The sequence below is a fragment of the Pseudoalteromonas sp. c7(2019) genome, from assembly GCF_011378625.1.
In the GTDB taxonomy this organism is placed as follows: Bacteria; Pseudomonadota; Gammaproteobacteria; order Enterobacterales; family Alteromonadaceae; genus Pseudoalteromonas; species Pseudoalteromonas arctica.
In genome coordinates this window covers 180,223-203,829 of record NZ_WTKS01000005.1, presented here as the reverse complement: position 1 = coordinate 203,829, position 23,607 = coordinate 180,223, and the positions used below count along the sequence as shown (strand labels likewise).

General features: G+C 38.5%; 23 protein-coding genes. 14 read left to right on the top strand and 9 right to left on the bottom strand.

The genetic code is table 11. The features are described from left to right. Positions 1-48 precede the first annotated feature (48 nt). The 3 genes from GQR38_RS07950 to GQR38_RS07940 all read left to right on the top strand — a co-directional run bounded on the left by GQR38_RS07950 (position 49) and on the right by GQR38_RS07940 (position 2,882). The gene (locus tag GQR38_RS07950; protein ID WP_165721430.1) at positions 49-792 is read left to right on the top strand and encodes a class I SAM-dependent methyltransferase; all 744 of its coding nucleotides are present in this window, start codon (positions 49-51) and stop codon (positions 790-792) included. A 540-nt stretch (positions 793-1,332) separates the two neighbouring features. Beyond that, positions 1,333-2,205 carry a hypothetical protein gene (locus GQR38_RS07945; RefSeq protein WP_165721431.1) on the top strand — a complete coding sequence of 291 codons (873 nt, stop codon included), beginning with the start codon at positions 1,333-1,335 and terminating at the stop codon, positions 2,203-2,205. Positions 2,206-2,327: 122 nt separating this feature from the next. Then, positions 2,328-2,882: a hypothetical protein gene (locus GQR38_RS07940; protein ID WP_165721432.1), complete on the top strand. Its 555-nt coding sequence runs from the start codon at positions 2,328-2,330 to the stop codon at positions 2,880-2,882. Between the two features lie 200 nt (positions 2,883-3,082). On the opposite strand, the gene bcp is transcribed toward GQR38_RS07940, so the two are convergent. Continuing rightward, the gene (gene bcp / locus GQR38_RS07935) at positions 3,083-3,562 is read right to left on the bottom strand and encodes a thioredoxin-dependent thiol peroxidase (RefSeq protein WP_002963124.1); all 480 of its coding nucleotides are present in this window, start codon (positions 3,560-3,562) and stop codon (positions 3,083-3,085) included. An 11-nt stretch (positions 3,563-3,573) separates the two neighbouring features. Continuing rightward, positions 3,574-4,107 carry an ACT domain-containing protein gene (locus GQR38_RS07930; RefSeq protein ID WP_007583906.1) on the bottom strand — a complete coding sequence of 178 codons (534 nt, stop codon included), beginning with the start codon at positions 4,105-4,107 and terminating at the stop codon, positions 3,574-3,576. A 359-nt stretch (positions 4,108-4,466) separates the two neighbouring features. Here GQR38_RS07930 and bamC point away from each other — a divergent pair, with 359 nt between their 5' ends. Further along, positions 4,467-5,528: an outer membrane protein assembly factor BamC gene (gene bamC / locus GQR38_RS07925; protein WP_007583910.1), complete on the top strand. Its 1,062-nt coding sequence runs from the start codon at positions 4,467-4,469 to the stop codon at positions 5,526-5,528. Between the two features lie 66 nt (positions 5,529-5,594). Then, a complete protein-coding gene (locus tag GQR38_RS07920) occupies positions 5,595-6,965 on the top strand; it encodes a YjiH family protein (RefSeq protein ID WP_007583911.1) in 1,371 nt (456 codons plus the stop codon). Positions 6,966-7,018: 53 nt separating this feature from the next. Here the strand turns inward: GQR38_RS07920 and GQR38_RS07915 are convergent, their stop codons facing one another. Both GQR38_RS07915 and GQR38_RS07910 read right to left on the bottom strand, forming a co-directional pair. Next, positions 7,019-7,165: a DUF2897 family protein gene (locus tag GQR38_RS07915; RefSeq protein ID WP_007583912.1), complete on the bottom strand. Its 147-nt coding sequence runs from the start codon at positions 7,163-7,165 to the stop codon at positions 7,019-7,021. Between the two features lie 126 nt (positions 7,166-7,291). Further along, positions 7,292-7,828, bottom strand: coding sequence for an acyloxyacyl hydrolase (locus GQR38_RS07910; protein ID WP_165721433.1), 537 nt, complete (start codon positions 7,826-7,828; stop codon positions 7,292-7,294). Positions 7,829-8,072: 244 nt separating this feature from the next. Here GQR38_RS07910 and GQR38_RS07905 point away from each other — a divergent pair, with 244 nt between their 5' ends. Together GQR38_RS07905 and GQR38_RS07900 are read left to right on the top strand one after the other, a co-directional pair. Then, positions 8,073-8,666 carry an ABC transporter substrate-binding protein gene (locus tag GQR38_RS07905; protein WP_165721434.1) on the top strand — a complete coding sequence of 198 codons (594 nt, stop codon included), beginning with the start codon at positions 8,073-8,075 and terminating at the stop codon, positions 8,664-8,666. A gap of 230 nt (positions 8,667-8,896) precedes the next feature. Continuing rightward, a complete protein-coding gene (locus GQR38_RS07900; RefSeq protein ID WP_010555074.1) occupies positions 8,897-10,234 on the top strand; it encodes an ankyrin repeat domain-containing protein in 1,338 nt (445 codons plus the stop codon). 82 nt (positions 10,235-10,316) lie between these two features. On the opposite strand, the gene GQR38_RS07895 is transcribed toward GQR38_RS07900, so the two are convergent. The 5 genes from GQR38_RS07895 to GQR38_RS07875 are packed head-to-tail and all read right to left on the bottom strand — an operon-like array spanning position 10,317 to position 13,836. After that, on the bottom strand, positions 10,317-10,760 hold the full coding sequence (locus GQR38_RS07895; RefSeq protein ID WP_007581036.1) for a DUF2069 domain-containing protein: 444 nt from the start codon (positions 10,758-10,760) through the stop codon (positions 10,317-10,319). Continuing rightward, on the bottom strand, positions 10,757-11,311 hold the full coding sequence (wrbA, locus tag GQR38_RS07890) for an NAD(P)H:quinone oxidoreductase (RefSeq protein ID WP_007581039.1): 555 nt from the start codon (positions 11,309-11,311) through the stop codon (positions 10,757-10,759). Before wrbA ends, GQR38_RS07895 begins: the two co-directional genes overlap by 4 nt. Then, positions 11,311-11,658, bottom strand: a complete 348-nt coding sequence (gene arsC / locus GQR38_RS07885; protein WP_007581040.1) for an arsenate reductase (glutaredoxin) — start codon at positions 11,656-11,658, stop codon at positions 11,311-11,313. The genes wrbA and arsC overlap by 1 nt, the downstream gene beginning before the upstream one ends. Positions 11,659-11,711: 53 nt before the next feature. Further along, complete coding sequence (locus GQR38_RS07880) at positions 11,712-13,169, bottom strand: M48 family metalloprotease (protein WP_007581042.1); 1,458 nt, start codon at positions 13,167-13,169, stop codon at positions 11,712-11,714. Between the two features lies 1 nt (position 13,170). Beyond that, complete coding sequence (locus GQR38_RS07875; RefSeq protein WP_007581045.1) at positions 13,171-13,836, bottom strand: hypothetical protein; 666 nt, start codon at positions 13,834-13,836, stop codon at positions 13,171-13,173. A gap of 145 nt (positions 13,837-13,981) precedes the next feature. Between GQR38_RS07875 and GQR38_RS07870 the strand changes: the two genes are divergently transcribed. From GQR38_RS07870 to GQR38_RS07840, 7 genes are all read left to right on the top strand, one after another. Continuing rightward, positions 13,982-14,200 (top strand): sulfurtransferase TusA family protein, encoded by a 219-nt coding sequence (locus GQR38_RS07870; protein ID WP_002961455.1) that lies wholly within the window; start codon positions 13,982-13,984, stop codon positions 14,198-14,200. Continuing rightward, positions 14,193-15,269 (top strand): AI-2E family transporter, encoded by a 1,077-nt coding sequence (locus GQR38_RS07865; RefSeq protein ID WP_007581049.1) that lies wholly within the window; start codon positions 14,193-14,195, stop codon positions 15,267-15,269. Before GQR38_RS07870 ends, GQR38_RS07865 begins: the two co-directional genes overlap by 8 nt. A gap of 135 nt (positions 15,270-15,404) precedes the next feature. After that, on the top strand, positions 15,405-17,660 hold the full coding sequence (locus GQR38_RS07860; RefSeq protein WP_165721435.1) for an aminotransferase class V-fold PLP-dependent enzyme: 2,256 nt from the start codon (positions 15,405-15,407) through the stop codon (positions 17,658-17,660). Between the two features lie 667 nt (positions 17,661-18,327). Continuing rightward, positions 18,328-19,974: a glucose-6-phosphate isomerase gene (gene pgi, locus GQR38_RS07855; RefSeq protein ID WP_165721436.1), complete on the top strand. Its 1,647-nt coding sequence runs from the start codon at positions 18,328-18,330 to the stop codon at positions 19,972-19,974. A gap of 268 nt (positions 19,975-20,242) precedes the next feature. Then, positions 20,243-21,715: a glucose-6-phosphate dehydrogenase gene (gene zwf / locus GQR38_RS07850; protein ID WP_101163306.1), complete on the top strand. Its 1,473-nt coding sequence runs from the start codon at positions 20,243-20,245 to the stop codon at positions 21,713-21,715. A 2-nt stretch (positions 21,716-21,717) separates the two neighbouring features. Next, on the top strand, positions 21,718-22,428 hold the full coding sequence (gene pgl / locus GQR38_RS07845; protein WP_024592369.1) for a 6-phosphogluconolactonase: 711 nt from the start codon (positions 21,718-21,720) through the stop codon (positions 22,426-22,428). Positions 22,429-22,764: 336 nt separating this feature from the next. Beyond that, positions 22,765-23,469, top strand: coding sequence for a SapC family protein (locus GQR38_RS07840; protein ID WP_002961447.1), 705 nt, complete (start codon positions 22,765-22,767; stop codon positions 23,467-23,469). Positions 23,470-23,607: the final 138 nt, after the last annotated feature.

Here is a 23,607-nt window from a genome sequence, read left to right as displayed (position 1 = left end):
TTACTATGCGCGACTTAAAAATATTCTACTACTTACCACTAGGCTTATATGTCCGCAAATGCACTCTACACCGACCTTTCTGATTACTACGACTTAATGTGCGCAGATATTAATTATCAAGCCCAAAGCAATTCTATTCACAGGCTGCACCAAATTTTTGGTAATGGCGCAAATACCCATCTCGATTTAGCATGTGGCACCGGCCCGCATGTACGCCACTTTATTGATTACGGCTATAAAAGTAGTGGGCTTGATTTAAACCAGCCAATGCTAGATAAAGCAAAAGTTCGTTGTCCAGAAGCGCAATTTTCGTTGCAAAACATGAGTGAGTTTAAAGTAACCGAGCAATTGGATTTAATTACCTGCTTTTTGTATTCAATCCACTACTGCGACGGCATTAATAAGCTAAAAGAATGCCTTGCCAGCGTACACAGTGCGTTAAACGTAGGTGGAATATTTTGCTTTAACACGGTTGATAAAAACAAAATCGACAGCGATTCATTTGTAGAGCACACAGCAACAAGCGAAAATAGCGTATTCACATTTCGCTCTGGTTGGCATTACAGTGGCAGCGGCAGTAAACAGTTATTAAAACTCAGCATCGAAAAAACCACCGCAGACAAAACACTTGTATGGCACGACGAGCACCCAATGGTTGCTTTTAGTTATACCGAGCTTAAAGAAGCCTTAAAACCGTACTTTGAAATCCACATATTTGAACATGACTACGACAAAATAACCCCATGGGCAGAGCGTTCAGGCAACGCCATTTTTGTCTGCGTAAAAATTTAAGATAAACTCGTAGGTTGGGTAGAGCGCAGCGAAACCCAACGAGCTCCAACGAACCTCCAATACCCACACCCAATAACCCCGCATTATATATTTGAAAACGTAGGTCGGATAAGCGAAGCGACATCAGACACAGTAACTTATTTGAGTTTCGGCGAATATAAACAGCTAATTAATTATGATGTATGAAGTCAAGATTTGACCCCTTTGGTTTTTTGGTTTCATAACGGTACTTTGTATTATAAAATAGTTAAAAATAGTAATAGAAGGCCTAAATGATCATGATGTGTGAAGTCAGAATTTGACCTTCTTGGTTCAGCGTTAAGTTAAATTTCCTAGGTTGAGTTGAGTGCAACGAAACTCAATACAACGATAAAAGCTTTATTAACACGTCTTCGGAACTTAGAGTTCCAACCGCGTGCGAATAGAAAGCTGAAATCAATTAATCATGCTTATGTAGTCAAGGTTTTATCTCTTTTTTAGGAGGCCTAGTAAGTCGCTCTATTCGAATCTACTGCTTGAATATAAAGGACAAGTTAAATTATGGACAAAGAAAAATTAAAACCAAGACACAAGCAATTCTTTAAGGTTGACGAAACAGTTGGTTTGCATGAAAATTTCTCATTTCGCCTTGCTATTTTTTTACCTGTAGTGATAGCAGCCTTAATAATCTCGGTATTTTCATTTCAGTTGTGGCTTAAGGGGGAATTTAGATTTGTATTTTCTCAGCCTGAAGTATCAGCTTTCATAAAATATTTTACTTTCCCAATTTCATTACTTTCACTTAGCATAGTTTTTGGAGTTATGGTTGCGAGATTTCATTCTTCTAAGCAAAAGTCCGTGAGTAATGAGATTACGTTAAAAAATAACGCTGTTAATTATTTCTATAAAACACATGAAGAGTTTGAAAAATATTGCACCAAGCTAGTGAATTCGAATGAAAACCATTTTAAAAATATCAGATCGGATACTTGTTACGCGAGCCTATTTAGTTCAAGTATGCCTGAAGCACCATCTATGATTGCTAGTGAGAGCTTCTTTAGAGCTATCGAAAGTTTCTATAGTGTTTATGCTGATAACTTTATCAATTACTTGGATAGCAGTGAATATTATTTGGCAAAATCAAGAAGTACCAGAAAGATGGGTCCAAAGCACGACTTTAGTAAAGGGTTAGAAAGTAAGTTAAACAGACTAGGGGTAAGGTTTAGCTTTATTGGCTCCGTAGCTGAACTAACCAATGTAGAAGAAGATCTTTCAAATTTTTACTGTTCTATATTCGAGCTTTTCAACTTTCCGGGTTTAGATAATCGCCTTTATGCAAATGAAAGACTTAATAACATCCATCGTAAGTGGACAACATTTATAAAGAATCACCCTAAGTACATTGGGATTAAGAGCTTAGCCCCCCAAGACTGATATAATATTTCCAATATTGAATAAATTCGTTCAGTTTACAACTGAGCGGGTTTTTTATGTCTGTATTTTGAAAGGAAGCCCACCATGATATTATTTATCCTTCAGTTAATTAAGGGAATAGTATGAAAAAACCAGATTTTATAACAGTTATAGCCATTGTCTTATGCGTTAGTGCTGGGGCAATTATAGGGCAAAGCTTTTCTTTTGAAGTGAAACTAAGTGACCTAATAGCTCTTACCGCTACACTGATTACTTTCACTTTTGCTTATTTTGGCTTCAAGTCCAACAACGCTCAGTATATAAACTCAATTACGCCTATAGTCACTAAGTTTGAATTGGGGCATAACAATAATTATACATATACTATTTTCGTTAATAATCATGGTACGGGTCCAGCACTCAACGTCGATCTAAATGTTTTAGTTGATGGTGAAAAATATACACTAGCTGATTTTTTGAATTTATTGGTCAATCGATTTGGTGACATGGAAAATAGGTATAGTCATCCTGCAGTGTTAGCGGCTAGCAGAGAGTATGAGGTCTTAAGCCTTAAAGCAAAAGATAACTTACAGTACGATAAAATACACAACATACTAAAAAAATCAGAGCTAACAGTACAATTTGATTCGATTCAGCAACGAGAGTTTAAAGAAATGTTTTTACTAGGCTTTGAATAGTAATATTCCTATTTTAAAACCCGATTCTTGCGGGGTTGTCCCCTTTAGAACAATTAATTAAACGTTCGATCATGCTTTTACTTAACCAAAATACTTAATAACTAGCATAAAAAAAGCGTTGCCCTTGAGCAACGCTTTTCTGTATTTGTCTAATAGCTGGTAGCTAACTTACTTAGCCGCTAGCTTATTCTGCCACAAACTTATTCTGCAGCTAAATAATCTAACACTACTTGATGGTGATCTTTGGTTTTAAACTTATCAAATAGGTGTTTTATTTTACCGTCTTGGCCTACTAAAAACGTCAAGCGGTGAATACCATCGTACTCTTTACCCATAAACTTTTTGTAGCCCCATACACCGAATGCTTCAGCAATGGCGTGGTCTTCGTCGGCTAATAGGTCAAAGTTAAGCTCTTTTTTAGTTTCAAAGTTTTTAAGGCGCTTAATTGGATCTGGGCTAATACCTACAACGCGGGTGTTAAATTTAGCAAGCTGTGCTTGCTCATCGCGTAGGTTTTCGGCTTGTACAGTACAGCCCGGCGTTGACGCTTTAGGGTAAAAGTACACAAGCACTTGTTGTTCTTTTAACAGCTCGCTTAATGTTACTGTTTCGTCGTTTTGGTTTTGTAGGCTAAAAGCGGGTGCAGTATCCCCAGCTTGTAATGGACTAATTGTGTTCATGTTTAGCATCCTTAACGAATTCGTTTAAAAATATAATCTACGTTTAGTGTGTGAGAAAGGCTCTCAAAACTAATTTTAAATTGATCTATATCTACATCAACAGGTATGTTGAATTCAAGTTCACAACGCATTTTAATGTTGTCTTCTTGAGAATAAGTGTCTGACTTAAGTGAGCAAATACTAATATTATTGTCGGCAAAAAAGCGCGTTACTTTGCTCAATGTGCCAGGGGTGTCTATGCCTGTGTATTCTAGTGTGTAACCTGCACAAAACTCGCTAGGAGTATGACTCGCTGTGCGCTTCATCATGGTTAGCAGGCCAAGTTCCATGGCTTTAGTTGGTAGTACGTGCTCTATGCGGCTTATTGCCGACATGTCGCCGCTTAGTAGCATTATGAAGGTAAATTCGCAGCCTAAAATAGCAATACGGCTGTCAATAATGTTGCAGTGACAATCGCTAACCAGTTGGGTTAGTTCACTTACAATACCGGGTCTGTCTTCGCCAATCGCTGTTAAAACAATTTGATGATTTGAAAATGCAGTCATGAGTTCAAATACCTTGTTACTTGGATTATATCAACCGAGTTGGCAACACCAAAAATACACACGAGAAGTTGCACGGCGGCGAAGTTTAACACAAAAAGGGCTCTAAACTACAGCACACGCTAATTAAGCGCTTTTAAAGTGCGGTGTTTCTTGTTTTTACTGGCACGGGAAAGTACCATAGCTAAAATTTGCTTATTTGCGCTTAGTTTTATTGCTAAGTTGAAGTGCTGAACTTTATTGCATTTAGGCAGCCAAATAATAAATGTAAAGTTAATATTGATTTTACACTGAACCAAATCGGCATTACCCACTCATATATTTGTTAAAACAATTAAAGGGTATGCTAAGGAGAAATATCTGTGCAGTATTGGATCCCAAAAGCACTTGCAGTAAGTGTATTGGTAAGTTTATCAGGGTGTAGTGTATTTATTAATAAGGCACATGACGAACGTAACTATCGTACGCATGAGCCTGTAAAAGCACCAACGTCGTTATCTCAACCAGCTCAAGACCCAGTTTATAAAATGGATGTAGGTCAATACGACAACAATCCTGAAGCTACAAATTACCGCCCACCGGCACAAGTATTAACAATTGCTAAAGGCAGTTGGGTAGAAGAGACAGATAAACAAGCGCGTATTTATTTTGATAAAAACGATGGCATTGCTGATTTAGATGAATTTCTTTGGGACACGATTCAATCAGTCCTCGCTGATAACAATGCAGCAACCACTAAAGAAGACAAGCTACTAGGTACTATTGAAACTGATTGGTACTCAATCATTAAAACCGAAGAAGGTTTTTGGTGGTGGGGCGATGAAGTTAACGATGACTTAGAAAAATTTAGATTCACTATTGAAGAAAAGTCACATCAGCGTACTGCGTCTTTACGTGTAGAGCTGATAGATTTTAAAGGCGACCATACGCTAACTGATTTGTTAAAGCAGCAGTTAGAAGTACGTGCGCTTAACCAAGTAGTGAGCGAGTTTGATTACCGTTACCGTCAACTTGAAGTTGATATGCGTAAACGCCAAGGTATTATTTCTCTTGAAATGGGCTTTGATAACAAAGGTAATGCAGCACTTGTAACTGAGCAATCTTACGAAGCTGTGTTTGACCGTTTCTCTGGGTTTTTAGAGCGCTTGTCGTTCACTATTGTTGAAATTAACCCAGATACGGGCTTAATTACTGCTGATTACACTAAACCAGAAACAAGTGTTTGGGATTCAATTTGGGGTGATGACGTAGCTCAACTACCTATTGATGAAGGCCAATACCAAATTTTAGTAAGTAAAACTAAAGAAGGCGGTACTAGCTTAACGTGGATGGATGATAAAGGCGAAACGCTTGAGCCAGGTACTATGAATGGTTTACAACAAGCATTAGAAGCAGCACTCATTCAGCGCGGCATTAAAATTTAAATAATAATAAGTTTTACCACAAAAAGAGCGATATGCTCTTTTTGTGGTTTTTATAGGTTAATAAATATGTCTCAGCTACCTCATCGCTCACACTACACGTGGCGCACTTGGTTTACTTTTTTGGTTCCTTCGTTAATTGGTGTGTTTTTATTTATGACACCCATTAGTACCTCGCAAGGGATGACCATTCCTATTGCCGTTATGGCAAAAGCGGTTCAAGCAATGATGCTTGGCTCTGCTCAAGCAATTATTACTCTCATTATTTGTATTACAGGGGTTATTTCTGTAATTACTAAAGTGTTTAAACCCGCCGCTATATGTAACTCACCTTTGTTAAAGCATTTATTTGATGTGAGCTGGACGTGGCTGGTGGTGCGCTTATTTGGTATGGCGTTTGGTTTAATGACGTACTTAAGTCTAGGCAGCGAGATGATTACCTCGGCCAATACTGGCGCGCTGGTATTAAATGATTTACTGCCAGTGTTGTTTTCGGTATTTATTTTAGCGGGCTTATTACTGCCGCTACTAATTAACTTTGGTCTACTAGAGCTTGCTGGTACGTTAATGACTAAAGTAATGCGCCCTGTATTTGGTGTACCGGGTAGAAGTGCGGTTGACTGTACTGCATCGTGGTTAGGTGATGGTAGTGTGGGTATTTTGATGACTGCAAGGCAGTACGATCAAAAGCACTATACACAACGCGAAGCGGCTATTATTGGTACTACGTTTTCAGCGGTTTCAATTACGTTTAGTTTAGTGGTGCTTGGGCAAGTTAAACTTGAATACCTATTTGCACCGTTTTACGCAACGGTATGTTTAGCCGGTATTGTTGCCGCTATTATTGTGCCGCGATTACCGCCACTGCGCTTTAAAAAAGACTTATTGATTGATGGTACTGAGCCAGATAGAGACGCTGAAACAATTCCGGGTCATAAAACCTTATTTGGTCACTCGTTAGATGTTGCATTAGCTAAAGCAGATAACTCAACGGGTGTTAAAGGTACTATAAAAGAGGGCTTACATAACGCGCTTGATATGGTGTTTGGTGTATTGCCTGTGGTTATGGCGGTAGGTACATTTGCACTGATCATTGCTGAGCATACGCCTATATTTCAGTATTTAGGTATGCCGTTTGTGCCATTTTTAGAGTTATTACAAGTACCCGAAGCGGCAGCAGCGTCGCAAACTATTATGGTTGGTTTTGCTGATATGTTTATTCCGTCAATATTAGCAGCAGGTACAATTGAAAGTGATGTAACGCGCTTTATTATTGCCGCAATGAGTGTAACTCAGCTTATTTATATGTCTGAGGTGGGCGCACTTTTACTTGGCAGTAAAATACCGGTAAATATTTTAGAGTTGTTTATTATATTTATTTTGCGAACGCTAATTACTTTACCTGTTATTGCGCTAATGGCGCATTGGTTAGTAGGCTAAATTAACGAAAATATAATTAAGCGAATTGGTATTATTAAAAAAGCCCTGATTAATCAGGGCTTTTTTGTGTCTGTTGTATTTTTAATATTGGCGTTGGGCTTTTTAAACTCCGTTTTTGCAGAGAGTCTAATCAGCGCAATATTACCAATAACAATAGCAAAAACAACGGCGACAATAATTACAATATGCCAAGTTTGCATCGCAGTATCACTTAATATTTAGTACGTTTAAGTGTGACCGTTTTACGCTATAACAGCAATTAAATTACTCAAAACACAATCAATAATTTTAAACGCAATCAATAACTTTAAACACAATCAATAACCTTAAAAACGTCTAGCTACCGAAAGCGTTAAAAAGTTAAGCCCTGGGTTTGGCTCTTTAAAGCCTGCGTTTGAATAGTGAATAACTCTAAGGGCAACGTTAGTATGACCAAAGTCGGCAACAAGGCCTATGCGGTCTTCAAACTGGTAGTGAGTACTTATGTTTTTACCGGCAAACTGCGTTTCATCAATCAGTGATACACCAATCCCTGCTTCTACATAAAATGGGGTGTTGTTAAAACTAAAGGCAGGAAATTGCAGCACAGGTGACATAGCAAGTACTAGGTTTGATTGTGTTTCATCGCCGTGGCGGTATTCCCACATATTTACGCTGGTTTCAAAGTAAAAGCGTGCATCACCAATTATATTTTGCATGCTAGGTGCATGATACTGATACGCAAGCTTAACGCCGTTTACGTTACCTTCGCCTTTGAGAAAATCAACGGCATAACCGTGGTTCGATTGAGCAAAAGCAAGTTTGCCAAAAAGTGAAGCTACTAATATAAATGAGATAATAAGTGTTTTAAGTGACGTTTTCATAGGTGCCAAATGTTTGTCTGATTCAAGTGATAACTAAATGATAAGGGCGACCTATTAACAATTACAATGAGGACAAAATGCCGGTTGTATATGAGCTGTTAACGGAGGTTTCTAACTGCTTGAATTTATTTTAGTTATTTTATTGGTGCGATTTGGGCATTAATAAGTTGCTTATTTGTGCCTTTTTTATTGCGTATAGTTCGCGTAAATTACAGCCATCTTAATCACACAGACATATACAATTATGAAACTCTTTAAACTATTCGTTTTAGCCACTGCTTTTTTTAGTAGTTCGTTATTTGCACAAACTCAGCAATCGCCAGATCAGTTACTTGAATCAGTAGCCGATAAGCTATTTGCAGACATTGGCCAAGTAAATTCAAAAGGCACAGCAAGCAAAGAAGCGATGGCTGCCATTGTTGAAAAACGTTTAATGCCACATATTGATGTTAAGTTTGTGTCGTTTAAATTATTAGGTAAACACATTAAAGGCATTGAGCGCGAACAGGCAGTTCAATTTATTGATGCAGTAGAGCATTACTTAACAGGCACATACGCCGCTGCACTAATGAAGTACACAGGTCAAAAAGTAGTATTTGAGCGTAATAACGCAAAAAGTGACTCTGAGTACGCAACAGTTAATACACAAATTATTGAGCCAAATGCGCCTACAATCGACTTAAGTTTTAAGCTTCGTTTAGGTAAAAATGATGAGTGGAAAGTATACGATATTGTTGCCGAAGGTATTTCACTATTAAGTGCTAAGCAAAAAGAGATTATTCAACGTATTTCTGAAGTGGGTTTAGATCAAGTTATTAGCGAGTTAAAAAGTAAATAGACTATTTGTCTGGCTCTGATTAAGCCCAACTCCAACCTCAAAAACGGCCAATTACTTATGTACTTGGCCGTTTTTATATTTGTAAGTAAAGGATTGTTGTTATTGCGTAATTTTGCGCTAGCAGCAAAACAAAGGTGTGCTAGAATATCGACACTTTGATTAAGCGTGGTGTCAGCTAAAAACTGATATAACTTACCACCCCCAAGCCACACTGGAGTTGTGTTGTTTTAATGGAAAATGTACTGATTTGGCCAAAGGAATACCCATTACTTATTAAAGGACTGGTAGAACAAAACGGTGCCTTTATTTTAGATGCTTTGGAAGCTTGGCCTGCTTGTCGTTCTACAAATGAAGACGATGGTGTATGCACCACCGTGTTACCGCCTATTTATTATTTGGCATGGCTAACCCCGCTAGAACCATTTGAAGAATGTTACTTTCAACATATCTCTGAATATGACGAAGACGCACAAGCGTATATTAGTGCGGTTAAAAGCCATTACTACGATAATGAATACACCCCTGAAAGCTTAGTGCTTATGCTATGCCAGCGCCTTGAAAAATACGCAAGTGTGGCTGCACAAAATACCATAGATACGCCACTGTCTTTAGTCGATTTGTTTTTTAGTAAACGCTATTTCACGTTAATTGAGCATGCGCTAAATAATAAAAGTAAACTTTCGGCAAAAGATACATTAGCCCTTTGGAAAGAAGTTGATTTTAGAGAGCGCTTAAGTGCGTTTATTCCAGAGTCTATTGCTGATTTAGATACTCTTTCTGAACTTGCCAGCGAAAAAGTAGCAGCGGGTAAAGACTATTTTACGTTGCTTACACAGGTTTCTCCTGATGTTGACTCTGTTGTACTGCTAGAAAAAGCATTATTAACGCACCTGCGTAAAAAAACAGCCAAGCAAACAATGGCAATGCGTTTTATTGAGCAAGGCGCTACAGGTGTTCTTGCTGATGAAAACAATAAAACAGCTTTTATGTGGGCCGCCGAAAAAGGCTTTGTAAATGTGGTTGAAACGCTACTTGCAAAGCAAGACAAAAAAGCGGTTGATAATTTAGGTAACACAGCACTTCATTACGCTGTATTTGCTAAAAATGAATCGTTAATGGTGCTGCTTATTAAAGCGGGCTATAACTTTAGAGCGCGCAATAAAGAAGGTTTAAGTTGTTACCGTTTGGCGGTTAGTATTAAAGCTAATAACTTGGTTAAATGTTTAGAGCGTGACTTTGGTATTAAAGAGCTTTCGCCGGAAGGGCAGTTTGATCGCATTAAAAAAGTACATGTGCTGCACGCTATTGTCACTATATTGCTGCCTTTGCAGTTGTTCTTCTTTTTTGATGAAACACTCTCTATTAAAAGTGAGCTGACGCTGAGTTTAACTATGGCGGCAGTGATTTGTTTTTTCTTTGCGACCACTTTAAAACGCTGTGCGTTATATCCACATATTAAACACCCTTGGGGTTTATTTGTGCTTAGAGGCTTTTCGTTTATTAGCTTAATTGCTCAAATAGGGTTGGCGAGTATTGTGGTGCTAGCTGCCTTAAGTGATTTAGTTTAGTCACTTTTAAACAGCTAATAAAAAACGCGCTTAAAGCAATTTAAGCGCGTTTTTTGTATTTATAACCGTTTATGGTTAAGCCTTATTTACCGTGCTCATTTGCTGCTTTTTCTTCAGCTAGTTCTTCTTTAAGCTTACGGATTTTTAAACCTTGTTCTTGTCCGCGGTGTCTTGCGTAGTAAGTGCAGCCAATAAACATTGAAGAGGCAAACACAAGCTCTAGCAATACCCAAATTAATTCATCAGGAGCGGCCCACAGCATGGTAAGCCCGTGAATAAAATACAGCATTACAACAAAGTTAGCCCACGCATAAGTGTATGTATTGTCTTTAATTATGCCTCTTAACGGCAGTAGTAACGGAATAATAGGCAAAAATAAAGACACTAAACTCGCATTACCATTTAGAGGTGGCACAAAATACATCCACAGTGGAATAAGAACAAGTAAACCTACATAGCCAAATAGTGCGGCACGCTGAAACTTTACTGTAATCGGCTTTTTAGCTGGGTTGTCAGCTGTATTCATTTAAGTTTTCTCGCAATGTGAGTAAGGCGTTTACCAACGCTTTGGCATATTTTAATTTCGTCTTTGCTTAGCTGTGCACTATTAGCGCTGCCAGCAACGTGTGTTGCACCGTATGGTGTTCCACCTGTTTGTGTTGCAAGTAGTTCGGGTACATCGTACGGCACGCCCAGTAGCATCATACCGTGGTGTAATAGTGGCAGAGATAAGTTAAGTAAGGTTGCTTCATTACCACCATGCATACTGCTTGATGACGAAAACACACACGCTGGCTTATCTATTAGCTGACCTTTTAACCATAAGTCGCTGGTGGTTTCCCAAAAGCTTTTAGCTTGAGAGGCCATCATGCCAAATCGGGTTGGTGTACCAAATGCTAAACCATCGCAATTTATTAAATCATCTTTGGTGATCACAATGTCGTGCGCATTTTTAGCCACAAAGGTGCGAAGCAGTGCTGTAGCACCTTGTTGCTCTATCGACTCTGCTATTTCGTGAGCCATTGCTTCAACTGAGCCATGGCTTGAGTGATAAAGCACCACTATGGTTGCACTCATTATAAAACGCTTAGTACGTTTTCTGGTGGACGACCAATCGCTGCTTTATTGTTATTAACTACAATAGGGCGTTCAATTAGTTTTGGATTTTGTACCATGGCATCTATTAATGCTGATTCACTGCTTTCATCTTTTAAATTAAGCGCTTTGTAGTCATCTTCTTTTGTGCGCATTAATTCACGTACGGATGAAAAACCAAGTTGGATTACAAGCGTTGAAATTTGCTCGTGTGTAAGAGGCGTTTTTAAATACTCTACAACACTTGGCTCTATTGCTTTACTTTGCAGTAGCGCTAGCGTTTCGCGTGATTTAGAACAACGAGGGTTGTGGTAAATAGTAACAGACATAAAATGATTCCAAAGTGTGAATTGCGTCTATTTTAGGGTAAGCGCTTGCAGACTTAAAGTCTTGCAAGCTCTTTTTGTAAAAGTCGATACTGGGTAAGTAGTGCTTTTAAACGTTGTTGCTTTACAAGTTGAGTAGGCTCTACAAAGTTTAGTGCTTTTTGTACTTCGTCTGCGGCTTTTAAATAAGCGCCATATTGTGCTAATACATCGGCGTTAGCTTCGTGATAAGAGGCTAATTTATCTTGTTTTTTATACGCGTCTGCAAGGAGTTGCTTGCCTAAGTTATGATCTGGCTTTTCGAGTAAAAAACTCTTTAAAATATTTTCAGCAAGCTCATATTGCTCAGCTTCAAGTGCTGAGTTGGCATAGTTAAGTGTAATTACCTGATTATTAGGGCGATACTGATTTAAATCCGCTAAAAACTTAACGGCTTCATCTGCCTTTTTTTGTGCAATAAGTAAATCGGTATGGGTATCTATATAAAATAAGTTTTTAGGATCGTTTTTTAAAAGCTCGTCTAATATTGGCGCTGCTTCATCAAGCTTTTTTTGATCAAGCAAGCTTATGGCTAAGCCATACTTTAATGCAGTGTTGTTGTAGGTATTTTCGCGCAGTAGCTTTCTAAATAGATCTTCTGCGTTTTCTGGTTTGTTGTCATAGCGGGCAAGCACTCGACTTTTTGCTAAATTAAACTCAAGGCTCGCATTCATAAGGCGCACAGGGAATTGCTCTGCACGCAAACGTACATCTGATACACGACTCTCTGGTAATGGGTGAGTTAGCAAAAATGCAGGTGGTTTGTATTTATAGCGAATTTGCGCTGCAAGTTTAGTTAAAAACTCACTCGATGCACGGGGATCAAATCCTGCATTATTAAGTGTTTGCATGCCTATGCGGTCAGCTTCTTGCTCAGCTGAGCGGCTATGCGTTAACTGACTAAAAGCTGATTGTGTTTGGCTGGCAGATATAATGGCAATACCCGCGTCGGGTGCAACAACGGTTGCTAATATACCTGCAATCATGCCGGCAATGGTCAGCGCGCTGTTATCTTGTTGTTGCTGTATTCTACGTGCTAAGTGGCGCTGTGTTACGTGAGCAATTTCGTGACCAAGTACCGAAGCAAACTGGCTCTCGTTATCGGCTTGAGCTATTAACCCGGTGTGTACACCTACATGCCCGCCATAAAATGCAAACGCATTTATTTCTGAGTTATTTATCCAAAAAAACGAAAACGGAAAACGTACATCGTTAGCATTAGCAACAAGTTTACGGCCAATAGTCGTGAGGTATTCATCTAGCACAGGGTCGTTTATAACTGGCGATGAACCTCGTATTTGCATCATCATTACTTCGCCAATAGCTTGTTCTTTTTCAAGTGGCAGTGCTTGTAATGCAGATGTTCCTAAATCAGGAAGTGTAAAGTTGGTTTGCGCTTTTAAAGGTTCGCTTACTAATAAGCTAAACGTAAGCGCGGCACTGCATAAAGTGATAAATGCTGATTTTAGCTGCATTTTATTCCTTGTTAATTTGTTCGCCAATTGCAATTTTGGCTATGTCTATTTCGTCACTGCTTGCACGGCTGTCTTTTTCGCACAATTGGTATAGTTCTTTTATTGTGACTCCATCAAGCTTTACAACGTTCAATTCTCGCTGCAAAAAAGTAATAATTTTATGTACTACTTTATGTGCATGTAAAATAATGGCTTTATCTGCTTTGTCGCCCCGTTCAAAATAAAAGCCAATAAACTTATGTAACTGACTTATTCTGATCAGGTTTTTCATTGAATGTGGATCCCACACTCTAAACTCCATAAAGCGATTATTTTTTATGTATTGGTCAACAATAACATCTTTAGCATAAGGCTGTGCCCATAGCTCAAAGCCTCTGTCGGTAAAAACTTGGTGCAGCGCAATACGTGGCTTATGTTTAGTGTGTATTACACCAAGGCTGTCTTCATGGCCTTCTAATAAATCTAAGTTCCAATTGCGTTTATCTATAAGTTGTTTAACTGCATTATCGAATCCATGATCTAAAATCCCTTCAGATTCGCTTATTGATGAGGCAACAAGGTGATAAAAAGGAGGTAGTTCGCCCCAATTAATTTGCTTTTTAAACCAATTAATCTCTTTGAGTGTTGGATTACTTGGTAGTTGCGCTTTATTATGCGTGCCAGGCATTAACTTATCCTTACTGCTAGTTATGTTATAAGGATAAACTATTGCAGGTATTGTTTTAACAAAAAGTTACAACGGTTTGGGCATATAAGTATATTGACCGTAAATATGCGACTTATTATTCATTTACTATACGGATAAAGTAGTTATGGTAGAGCGCGATTTAAAAGAGTTTAAATGCCCTCAGCAATTTGTGCAGTTTAAACTTGCGCTACGAAGTGCGCAATCTTCAAAACAACGTATCACTTTTAGTCTTAATAAAGGTGAAAGTGCGAACGATATTGAACGTTTTTTGCAAAAAAATGCTTATAGTTACAATTTTGATAAACAACGTGGGTTGTTATTAGTGGAGCCATTACATGTTTGAATACGTAAAAACATGGTACGAAAGGAAGTTCTCGGATCCTCATTCGTCTACCTTATTATTTTTATTATTGGCCTCAGTGGCCTTACTTTACTTTTTTGGCTCGTTAATTGTTCCTGTGCTTGTTGCACTGGTTATCGCTTATTTACTTGATTGGCCGGTTGTTCATTTAGAGCGCGTTGGCTTAAAACGTTTTACTGCAACGATTATTGTAATGTTGATATTTATTAGCATTATGCTCACCCTTATTTTGGTTATTGGCCCAGTGCTTTGGAAGCAAACCAGTAACTTAGTGCAAGAAACCCCGCATATGTTAGAACAAGGGAAGTCTTATTTAATGGCTTTACCTGAACAATATCCAAGTTTAATTAACATAGATCAAGTACAAGCTATTGTTGCAACGGTAGAAGCTAAAATCATTGAGTTTGGTCAAACTGTATTGTCGTTTTCACTTACGTCATTAAAAGATGTTGTTGCATGGCTTATATATTTAGTACTTGTGCCGTTACTGGTGTTTTTTATGCTTAAAGATAAGCTGGAGCTAACGGGGAGTATTGCTAAACTGATCCCGCAGCAACGACGCTTAATTTTGCAAGTGTGGCACGAAATGAATCAACAAATTATGAATTACATTCGCGGTAAAGTGTTTGAAATTTTAATTGTTGGTGGTGTGTCTTTTATTGCATTTACTGTTTTAGATTTACGCTACGCCGCATTACTTGGTGTGCTTGTTGGCTTGTCGGTATTAATTCCATTTATTGGCGCGGCACTCGTCACTATTCCGGTAGCGGCAGTTGCGCTGTTTCAGTTTGGATTAGAAACACAGTTTTGGACCATTTTAATTATTTACGGAATTATTCAGGCGCTTGATGGCAACGTGCTTGTGCCACTATTATTTTCTGAGGCGGTTGATTTAAATCCGGTATTTATAATTGTCGCGGTATTATTTTTTGGTGGCTTGTGGGGATTTTGGGGCGTATTTTTTGCTATCCCGTTGGCTTCATTAGTAAAAGCGCTAATAACAGCTTGGTCGTCAACGCATGAAGAGATAAGTAAAGAGGTCAGTGAATAATTAAGTAAACAGACTTTTAGTCTAAAAAAGAATAGTAAACGCACCTCTAGTGCTAATTGATTATTACTCATTACCTGTAAATTTATGTACTATTGGTAATAAGATATATTTTTTAGTAATAAGGTGCGTTTTTTAATGTCTGAGTTTTTATTGCACGATGAGCCAGTAAAACAAGTTTACCTTGATGCAAACGCAACGACCCCGGTGTTGCCTTGTATTGCTGATGTTGTTTCTCATACCATGCAAATATGTTTTGGTAATCCTTCAAGCCCGCACATCACAGGTATTCAAGCCAAGCATTTATTAGAACAAACACGTCAAAAAGCACACACAGTTATTGGCGCAAATAATGGTGATATTTTATTTACCTCTGGCGCAACAGAAGGTATTCAAACTGCGGTGGTTTCTACGTTAATTGATGCTAAAAAACACCCGATTAAAAACCCCGTATTGTTATATGGTGCTACTGAGCATAAAGCGGTACCAAATACACTTAAGCACTGGAATAGCGTACTTGACGTTAATGCTGAGGTGCTTGCTATTCCGGTTGATAGTAACGGTATTTTAGATTTAGATTTTATAGCTAAACATATCGATAACGCTTTGATGATTTGCACCATGGCCGTTAATAACGAAACCGGTGTATATCAAGATTTACCCGCTATTGAGCAGGTAATTCGTAGCCGTAATAAAAATGTATCGTGGATGGTGGATTGCGTACAGGCGCTGGGTAAACAAGCGCTCGCGCTGAGTGATACAACAATAGACTACGCACCTTTTTCGGGGCATAAGCTTTATGCACCTAAAGGTATTGGTTTTTTATATATTCGTAGTGGCAGTGCGTACACACCTTTTATAGCGGGTGGGGGTCAAGAAAGTGGAATGCGCTCAGGCACCGAAAATCTACCCGGTATTGCAGGGTTAAATAAGCTATTTAGTATGTTGCTTGATAAATCAGACGATACATTTAAACCAATTAGCGTACTTAATTCTTATCGAAGCCAGTTACAAAGCGCGATAAAAGACACCTTTGGCGATATTACATTCAATCATGATTTTGCTTATAGCGTGCCTACCACACTTAACTTTGCTGTTAACGATTTAACGAGCAAAGAAGTGATTGATTTATTTGACGCTGCGGGCATTCGCGTAAGTGGAGGCTCGGCTTGTAGTACAGGCGCATCAACAAGTTTTGTTTTAGATGCAATGGGTGCAAGTAAGTGGCAAAGCGAAAACGCGATTAGGCTATCGTTTGGACCTGCTGCAACACAACACGATATTGATGATGCTTGTGTGCGTATTCGCGCTCTTAAAGCAATACTCCAGGCAAACTGTTTAATCGTATCTGACAGCACCACACCACAACAAGAAGTATGCGCACTGGGCCTTACTCAGTTTAGGCACCAAGGAGCATGTAGTTGGCTTTATGTAAGCGATGATAAGCACGCTGTAATAATTGACCCTATTATTGAGCTTATTCCGCGCTTTGAAAAAATAGCTAATACACAAAACTTAACTATATCGGCGGTGCTTAATACTCATCTGCATCAAGAGCGAGAGTCAGCGACTAATTTACTAACCAGCGTTCTTGACTCAAGAGTTATAAAAGGTGAGGTTGATTCGCTAGGTTGGCCGCTAAATACAGCAAGTATTAACTTGGCAAACGACGTACTTGAAAAAGTAGTTACACCTGGGCACAGCAAAGACAGTGTAAGTTATTTATTAAAAAACAGTAATGGCGAAACGCGTTACTGTTTTTGTGGTGATTTAATACTGCCTGCAGGGCTTGGCAATACATCGCTTATAGGTGGGGATGCAAAAGCAATGGCACGCTCTATTTTAGCAATGAGCGAGCAACTTAATAGCACCAGCATTATTTGCTCAGGGCACGACTACCAACAATGTTTTGCCATGAACTGGGCTGTACAGCAAAACCAAACGCCATTACTTGATGCGTTAGTGAGCGGCAGCATTTCAGTTGATGAATTTGCAATACAAAAACAGCAGTACGACGCTTCAAAACAAGTAGATAACACGCAATTGTGTGGTTATGTAAATGCGTTACCTGAGGTTGATACACAGCAATTAAATTTTGATGACGCTAAAGTAATGTTAAACACCAGCGATACATATTTAATAGATACTCGGGAGCCGTATGAGCATGGAGCAAATAATGTTGCTCAGTTATTTAATACGCTAGATGAAAAAACATTAAATATACCACTTAGCAGAATGGCAAATGCGGTATTTGAAGGGCAATTAAACAAAAATAACAAGTACATTTTATTATGCCGTAGTGGTAACCGCTCAAAAATTGCTGCAACTAATTTAATGCAACTAGGATACAAAACGGTTTATAACCTAAGTGGCGGGTTAGCGCTTAGTAATTAAACAAAGATTGTAATTTATACAAAATCGGCTTTAGGGCCGATTTTTTTGTTTTTAAGGTTTATTTGCTCGCAAGGTAAACAAGCCCTAGGGCCTGTTGACCTTTCAGGATTAAAATTTGTTCAATCTAGGGGCTATTTAATCGCGGCGTGAGGTTTGTAACCTAGTGGGCTAAGTAAAAACCGAGTAACAAAGAGTAAATTGCCCCTAGGCAGAACCCTTCGGGCAGCGCATGTTTGGCATTTATTCCACGTTATCGCCTATTTATGGGGAATAACCACACTACATAGGCTCTGCCTTGCCTAAATGCCAAACACACTGCTGCAAATTTAACTTCGAAAGATAAACAGGCCCTAATAATTAGTGAATAACTATAAAAAGTAATTATTGTGCTGATAAAAATTCATTAATATTTCATTTTGATTGATTAAGCTATCCCGTTGCCTTTAAAATTGCGGGTAAATTAATTTATAAAATTTTTATGATACCGGTGTCAAAAGCTAAAAATTGCGTTATCATCGGCATCTAAAATTATAAAAACAGCACTTTTTTTGCATTTTTAGTTATACTATCGGCGCTTTATTTTAGTGTAAATAAGCAGTGTTAAGAGTTTTGCTTTTATAAAAAACATTTTTAAATCAATTGATTGAAAAAAATAGAGGATATTTCCATGTCTAACCGAACGCAACTAGCAAGTTGGCAAGCACTAGAACAAAGTGCAGCTAAGATGAAACAAACACATCTGAAAACGTTATTTGCACAAGATGACACGCGCTTTTCTCAGTTTTCGACTCAAGTTCCTGGCGTATTATTCGACTATTCTAAGCAACTTATTGATAACGATGTTTTTGCTAACTTAATGTCGCTTGCTAAAGAATGCGATATTGCATCGTGGCGCGATAAAATGTTTAGCGGTGAAAAAATAAATATCACCGAGGATCGCTCAGTACTACATACGGCACTTCGTAATCGTGCTCACACTCCATTAATCGTTGATGGCGAAAACGTGACACAAGCCGTAGACAACGAATTAGCTAAAATTAAAGTGTTTGTAGAAAAAGTCCGTAGCGGTAAATGGTTAGGCTATACCGGTAAAGCGGTAAAAGATGTTGTAAGTATTGGTGTAGGTGGTTCTAACCTTGGCCCACAAATGGCAACCGAGGCATTAAAAGCACTTGCTGATGATACGTTAAATGTTCATTACGTATCTAATGCTGACGGTGTACAAATTTCGTCTATATTAAAAGCCATTGACCCTGAAACAACATTATTTGTTATTTCGTCAAAAACATTTACTACGTCAGAAACTATGACAAACGCTAAAACAGCGGTTGACTGGTTTTTACAAACAACAAAAGATGAAAGTACAATTGCAAAACACTTTGTTGCAGTAAGTACAAATTTAGAAAAAACGGCAGCCTTTGGTATCAGCGACGAAAACGTATTCACTATGTGGGATTGGGTTGGCGGTCGCTTTTCACTTTGGAGTGCGATAGGCTTACCAATTGCTTTATATTTAGGCTACGACGCCTTTGAAGCAATTTTAGAAGGCGCGTTTGAAATAGACGAGCACTTTAAATCTGCGCCGTTTGAGCAAAATATACCATTAATTATGGCATTGCTTAGTGTATGGAATACGAGCTTTTTAGGCTACACAGCGCAAGCTATATTACCGTACGACCAAGCACTGCATATGTTGCCTGCGTATTTACAGCAAGGCGAAATGGAAAGTAACGGTAAACACGTTAACTTTGCAGGCGAAACGGTACCTTATACTACAGTTCCAATTATTTGGGGCATGACGGGTATTAATGGTCAACACGCGTTTTATCAGTGTTTACACCAAGGTAATGTAATTGTACCTGCAGATTTTATTGCATCAGTTAAACCACAAGTGAATGTTGATAAGCATCACGATATTTTATTATCAAACTTCTTTGCACAAACAGAAGCAATGATGAGTGGTATGGATGCAGAGCAGGTTACCGCTGATTTAACCGCTAAGGGTAAATCGCAAGCAGAGATTGATGAGTTATTAAATCATAAAATTCATCAAGGCAATCGTCCTACAACGTCTATGCTATTAGATACAGTAGATGCTAAAACAGTGGGCCGTTTAATTGCACTGTATGAGCATAAGATATTTTGCCAAGGCATTATTTTAGAAATATGTTCGTTTGACCAATGGGGTGTAGAACTGGGTAAAGGTTTAGCATCTAAAATTGAGAGTGAACTTACTGATGAAAGCGTTAAACACGCTCATGATAGTTCTACAAACGGCTTAATGGCGTACTACAAACAAAACCGTACGCAGTAAAAAATTCGCTTACGCAAGTAAGTAAACCGAGTACCTTTGAACGGGTAGCGCTGGAGTGCTTAGGGTCTGTATTTTTGTGAGAGGAGATACAGGGCCCCTAAGGCTCATTTAATAAGCGCAATGATAAAAATAATAATAAATCATCGATACAGAACAATTCAGCAGGCTTTTATTTAAATACAGCTATAAAAGCCATCTAATCTAGCAATAAATAGGCATACCCGCACATTTATAAAATGTACTGGGTATCACAACGTAGAGAGTAACTATGCTTAATCCTTTTGATATTATAATTTTTGGGGGCGGTGGTGATCTTGCGTTACGCAAATTGCTACCTGCAATGTACAGAGCATATCAAGAAGGTAACTTACCTGAAGGCTCACGTATCCTACCAACAGTACGCGAAGAATCGAAACGTGCTGAATACATAGAAACAGCGCATAAAGCATTACAAGAATTTTTAAGCAAAGGTGAGTTTAACGCTAAAGATTGGAAAGCATTTTCTACTTTTTTAGTGCCAGTGGTAAGTAATGTTACAGAAGCAGACGACAACTGGGATGTGCTAAAAGGCATTTTAGATGAGCACGAAAGCACTAAGTCTCGCGTGTTTTACTTATCGCTTCCGCCTGCTGTTTACGGCACATGTTGTGAAATATTATCGACTAAAGGTTTAATTACACCTACATCACGCGTTGTTGTTGAAAAGCCAATTGGTTATTGCGGTGATTCTGCTGAAGCAATTAATGGAAAAATTGCAGAATTTTTTAATGAAGAGCAAATTTTCCGTATTGACCATTACTTAGGTAAAGAAACAGTACAAAACTTAATGGCGCTACGTTTTTCAAACTCATTGTTTGAAAATATGTGGGATGCTAAATCTATTGATAACATCCAAATTAGCTTATCAGAAACTGTTGGTCTTGAAAGCCGTGCTGGTTTTTACGATAAAGCCGGTGCACTTCGTGACATGGTTCAAAACCATTTATTACAACTACTTTGTTTAGTTGCAATGGAGTCGCCTAATAAGCTTAACGCTAACAGTATTCGTAACGAAAAACTAAAAGTATTAGAAGCACTTCGCCCACTAGTAGGTGGTGATGTTGATGAAAATATTGTTCGTGGTCAATACGTACCAGGTGACTTAAACGGTAAAATTGTACCGGGTTACTTAGAAGAGCTAAATGAAGGTTCTAGTAAAACAGAAACGTTTGTAGCTATTCGCGCGCATATTGATAACTGGCGCTGGGCGGGTGTTCCATTTTACCTTCGTACGGGTAAACGTATGGCTAAGCGCTGTGCAGAAATTGTGGTTGAATACAAAAAAGTATCTCACAATATCTACGAAGATAACGTGGGTAATATCGAGCCAAATCGTCTTGTTATTCGTTTGCAACCAGAGGAAACAATTCAACTAACGCTTATGTCTAAGCGTCTTGATAACCTTCAAATGCAACTTGAACCAGTAACAATGAATATTGAGCTTTCACAAGCTTACAGCAATGGTTTTCACTCAGATGCGTACAAGCGTTTAATGCTTGATGCCGCTGCAAATAACCCATCATTATTTATTCACCGTGATGAAGTTCGTCAAGCGTGGAAATGGATTGATCCAATCATTGACCGTTGGCAAGACAAAGGCAAGCCTGCGCTTTACCGTGCTGGTAGCTGGGGTCCTGAGGATGCTGATGAACTATTGGCAGAAAAAAGCCACGTGTGGTTTAACACAGGCGATAAGGTATAAGCATGGCAACACTAGTTGAAAAATTTTTTGACGATAAAGACGCGTTAACAGCTGAGCTTTCTGCAACGCTTGAGCAATCACTACGTGATGGTATTAAAAACGATGGCCGTGCTGTATTAATGGTGTCGGGTGGCTCGTCTCCTGCGCCAGCTTATAAGCATTTATCAACGCTTGATTTAGATTGGCAACATGTTGATGTTGCTATGGTTGATGAACGCTGGGTAGACCCAAGCCATGAAAAAAGTAACGAAGCATTTATTAAAAGCACGTTATTACAAAATTTTGGCAGTGCTGCAAACTTTATAACCATGAAAAACGATGCTCCAACCGCGCAGCAAGGCAGTGAAGTGTGTGAAGCCGCTTACAGTGCTTTAAAAGCGCCATACGATGTAACTATTCTAGGCATGGGCCCAGATGGTCATACAGCGTCGTTATTCCCAAATGCAGAAGGTTTAGAGCACGGTTTAACAACTGAGCAAACAGTATGTGCAATTAATGCGATACAAAGTGATGTGACGGGTAGTATTACTGAGCGCATGACACTTACGTTAAATGCCATTGCGCAGTCTAAAGTGGTTAAGCTTTTAATTAGCGGTGAAGAAAAACTCGCTGTTTATAAGCAAGCAAAAGCGGGCGGCGATGTTAATGACATGCCACTTCGCGCTGTGCTTAATCACCCAAGTATAAATATTGAAGTATATTGGGCGCCTTAATTTAGATGCTAATTTAACTTTTAAGGGCCGCTTATATAAGCGGCCTTTTTTATTTGCTCAAATTTAAGCCTAAACACTGCAAAAAAACAGTCCTGAACTGTTAACCAATGTTAATGAATAACTTTGGTTTGTATTAAAATCAACCATGAAGTGTGTTGTTTTTGAACAAAATTTATGAGTTTGAGCTGTATGTTTTTTAGCAACGTTCAGATTTAGTTAAATTTTATTTTTTCATGGTCGTTGTCATAAAAGTTTCCCTTCCTTTTTTAGCTCAAAAGCATTAGCCTAAAGGTATTAACAATGAAACATATAAATTAAAATAAACGGAGCAGTAACATGGCGGAGCAACAAGTACAGCCTTTACACAACGAAAAACATGCCAACACTAAAATTCAAAACGGCATCAATGTAGAATTCATGAAAACTCAACATTTAGTGCCAGTAGTTGCACATGAGTTTGCACGCGTAGCAAACGAGTTTCCAATGTCATTCGTTAAAAACAACGAAAGCGGCACTTTTCAAGCTGTTGCTATGTTTGGCTTAGAGCCAGGCGAAAACCTTTTTGTAGAAGATGGTAAATGGACTGCAGCATTTGCACCTATGGCATCTACTCGTTACCCACTGGGCTTAGTTAAACACCCAGATCAAGATCAATACGGTATCGTAATTGACGAAGCAAGTGCGCTTGTTGGTGAAGACGAAGGTAATGCATTATTTGAAAACGGCGAAGAAACAGATTACCTAAAACGTCGTAAAGAAGCGCTTGTATCTTTCATTGAGTTTTCTCAAGTAACTGAAGCGTTCACTAAATTCCTTGCTGATAAAGAGCTACTAATTGCGCAAACGCTTACAGTAGACATTAAAGGCGAGAAAAAAGACATCAACGGTATTTACCTTATCGATGAGAAAAAGCTAAACGAGTTAAGCGATGCTGATTTCTTAGAGCTTCGTAAACGTGGTTACTTAGCACCAATTTATTCTTTCTTAACGTCTACTCATCAAGTAGCACGTTTAGCGCGTTTAAAAGCTAAACAAGCTTAATTATACCAATTGCATTAAATTAGTGATCTATTATAGCGATAAGAAAATGGCTCAATAACAAGGCTAAAATTATGATACATAGTTGTTCTATATAAATAATTTTCAACGTAGTTAGTGAGCTATTTAATACGCTAGAAT

Coding starts and splice junctions, on each gene's coding strand:
- GQR38_RS07940 (WP_165721432.1), top strand. CDS start 2,328: ATGAAAAAACCAGATTTTATAACAGTTATAGCCATTGTCTTATGCGTT.
- pgl (WP_024592369.1), top strand. CDS start 21,718: ATGGCAACACTAGTTGAAAAATTTTTTGACGATAAAGACGCGTTAACA.
- GQR38_RS07870 (WP_002961455.1), top strand. CDS start 13,982: ATGGTAGAGCGCGATTTAAAAGAGTTTAAATGCCCTCAGCAATTTGTG.
- GQR38_RS07875 (WP_007581045.1), bottom strand. CDS start 13,836: ATGCCTGGCACGCATAATAAAGCGCAACTACCAAGTAATCCAACACTC.
- wrbA (WP_007581039.1), bottom strand. CDS start 11,311: ATGAGTGCAACCATAGTGGTGCTTTATCACTCAAGCCATGGCTCAGTT.
- arsC (WP_007581040.1), bottom strand. CDS start 11,658: ATGTCTGTTACTATTTACCACAACCCTCGTTGTTCTAAATCACGCGAA.
- zwf (WP_101163306.1), top strand. CDS start 20,243: ATGCTTAATCCTTTTGATATTATAATTTTTGGGGGCGGTGGTGATCTT.
- GQR38_RS07895 (WP_007581036.1), bottom strand. CDS start 10,760: ATGAATACAGCTGACAACCCAGCTAAAAAGCCGATTACAGTAAAGTTT.
- GQR38_RS07880 (WP_007581042.1), bottom strand. CDS start 13,169: ATGCAGCTAAAATCAGCATTTATCACTTTATGCAGTGCCGCGCTTACG.
- GQR38_RS07945 (WP_165721431.1), top strand. CDS start 1,333: ATGGACAAAGAAAAATTAAAACCAAGACACAAGCAATTCTTTAAGGTT.
- GQR38_RS07840 (WP_002961447.1), top strand. CDS start 22,765: ATGGCGGAGCAACAAGTACAGCCTTTACACAACGAAAAACATGCCAAC.
- GQR38_RS07920 (WP_007583911.1), top strand. CDS start 5,595: ATGTCTCAGCTACCTCATCGCTCACACTACACGTGGCGCACTTGGTTT.
- GQR38_RS07905 (WP_165721434.1), top strand. CDS start 8,073: ATGAAACTCTTTAAACTATTCGTTTTAGCCACTGCTTTTTTTAGTAGT.
- GQR38_RS07930 (WP_007583906.1), bottom strand. CDS start 4,107: ATGACTGCATTTTCAAATCATCAAATTGTTTTAACAGCGATTGGCGAA.
- GQR38_RS07860 (WP_165721435.1), top strand. CDS start 15,405: ATGTCTGAGTTTTTATTGCACGATGAGCCAGTAAAACAAGTTTACCTT.
- GQR38_RS07910 (WP_165721433.1), bottom strand. CDS start 7,828: ATGAAAACGTCACTTAAAACACTTATTATCTCATTTATATTAGTAGCT.
- pgi (WP_165721436.1), top strand. CDS start 18,328: ATGTCTAACCGAACGCAACTAGCAAGTTGGCAAGCACTAGAACAAAGT.
- GQR38_RS07950 (WP_165721430.1), top strand. CDS start 49: ATGTCCGCAAATGCACTCTACACCGACCTTTCTGATTACTACGACTTA.
- GQR38_RS07900 (WP_010555074.1), top strand. CDS start 8,897: ATGGAAAATGTACTGATTTGGCCAAAGGAATACCCATTACTTATTAAA.
- GQR38_RS07865 (WP_007581049.1), top strand. CDS start 14,193: ATGTTTGAATACGTAAAAACATGGTACGAAAGGAAGTTCTCGGATCCT.
- bcp (WP_002963124.1), bottom strand. CDS start 3,562: ATGAACACAATTAGTCCATTACAAGCTGGGGATACTGCACCCGCTTTT.
- GQR38_RS07915 (WP_007583912.1), bottom strand. CDS start 7,165: ATGCAAACTTGGCATATTGTAATTATTGTCGCCGTTGTTTTTGCTATT.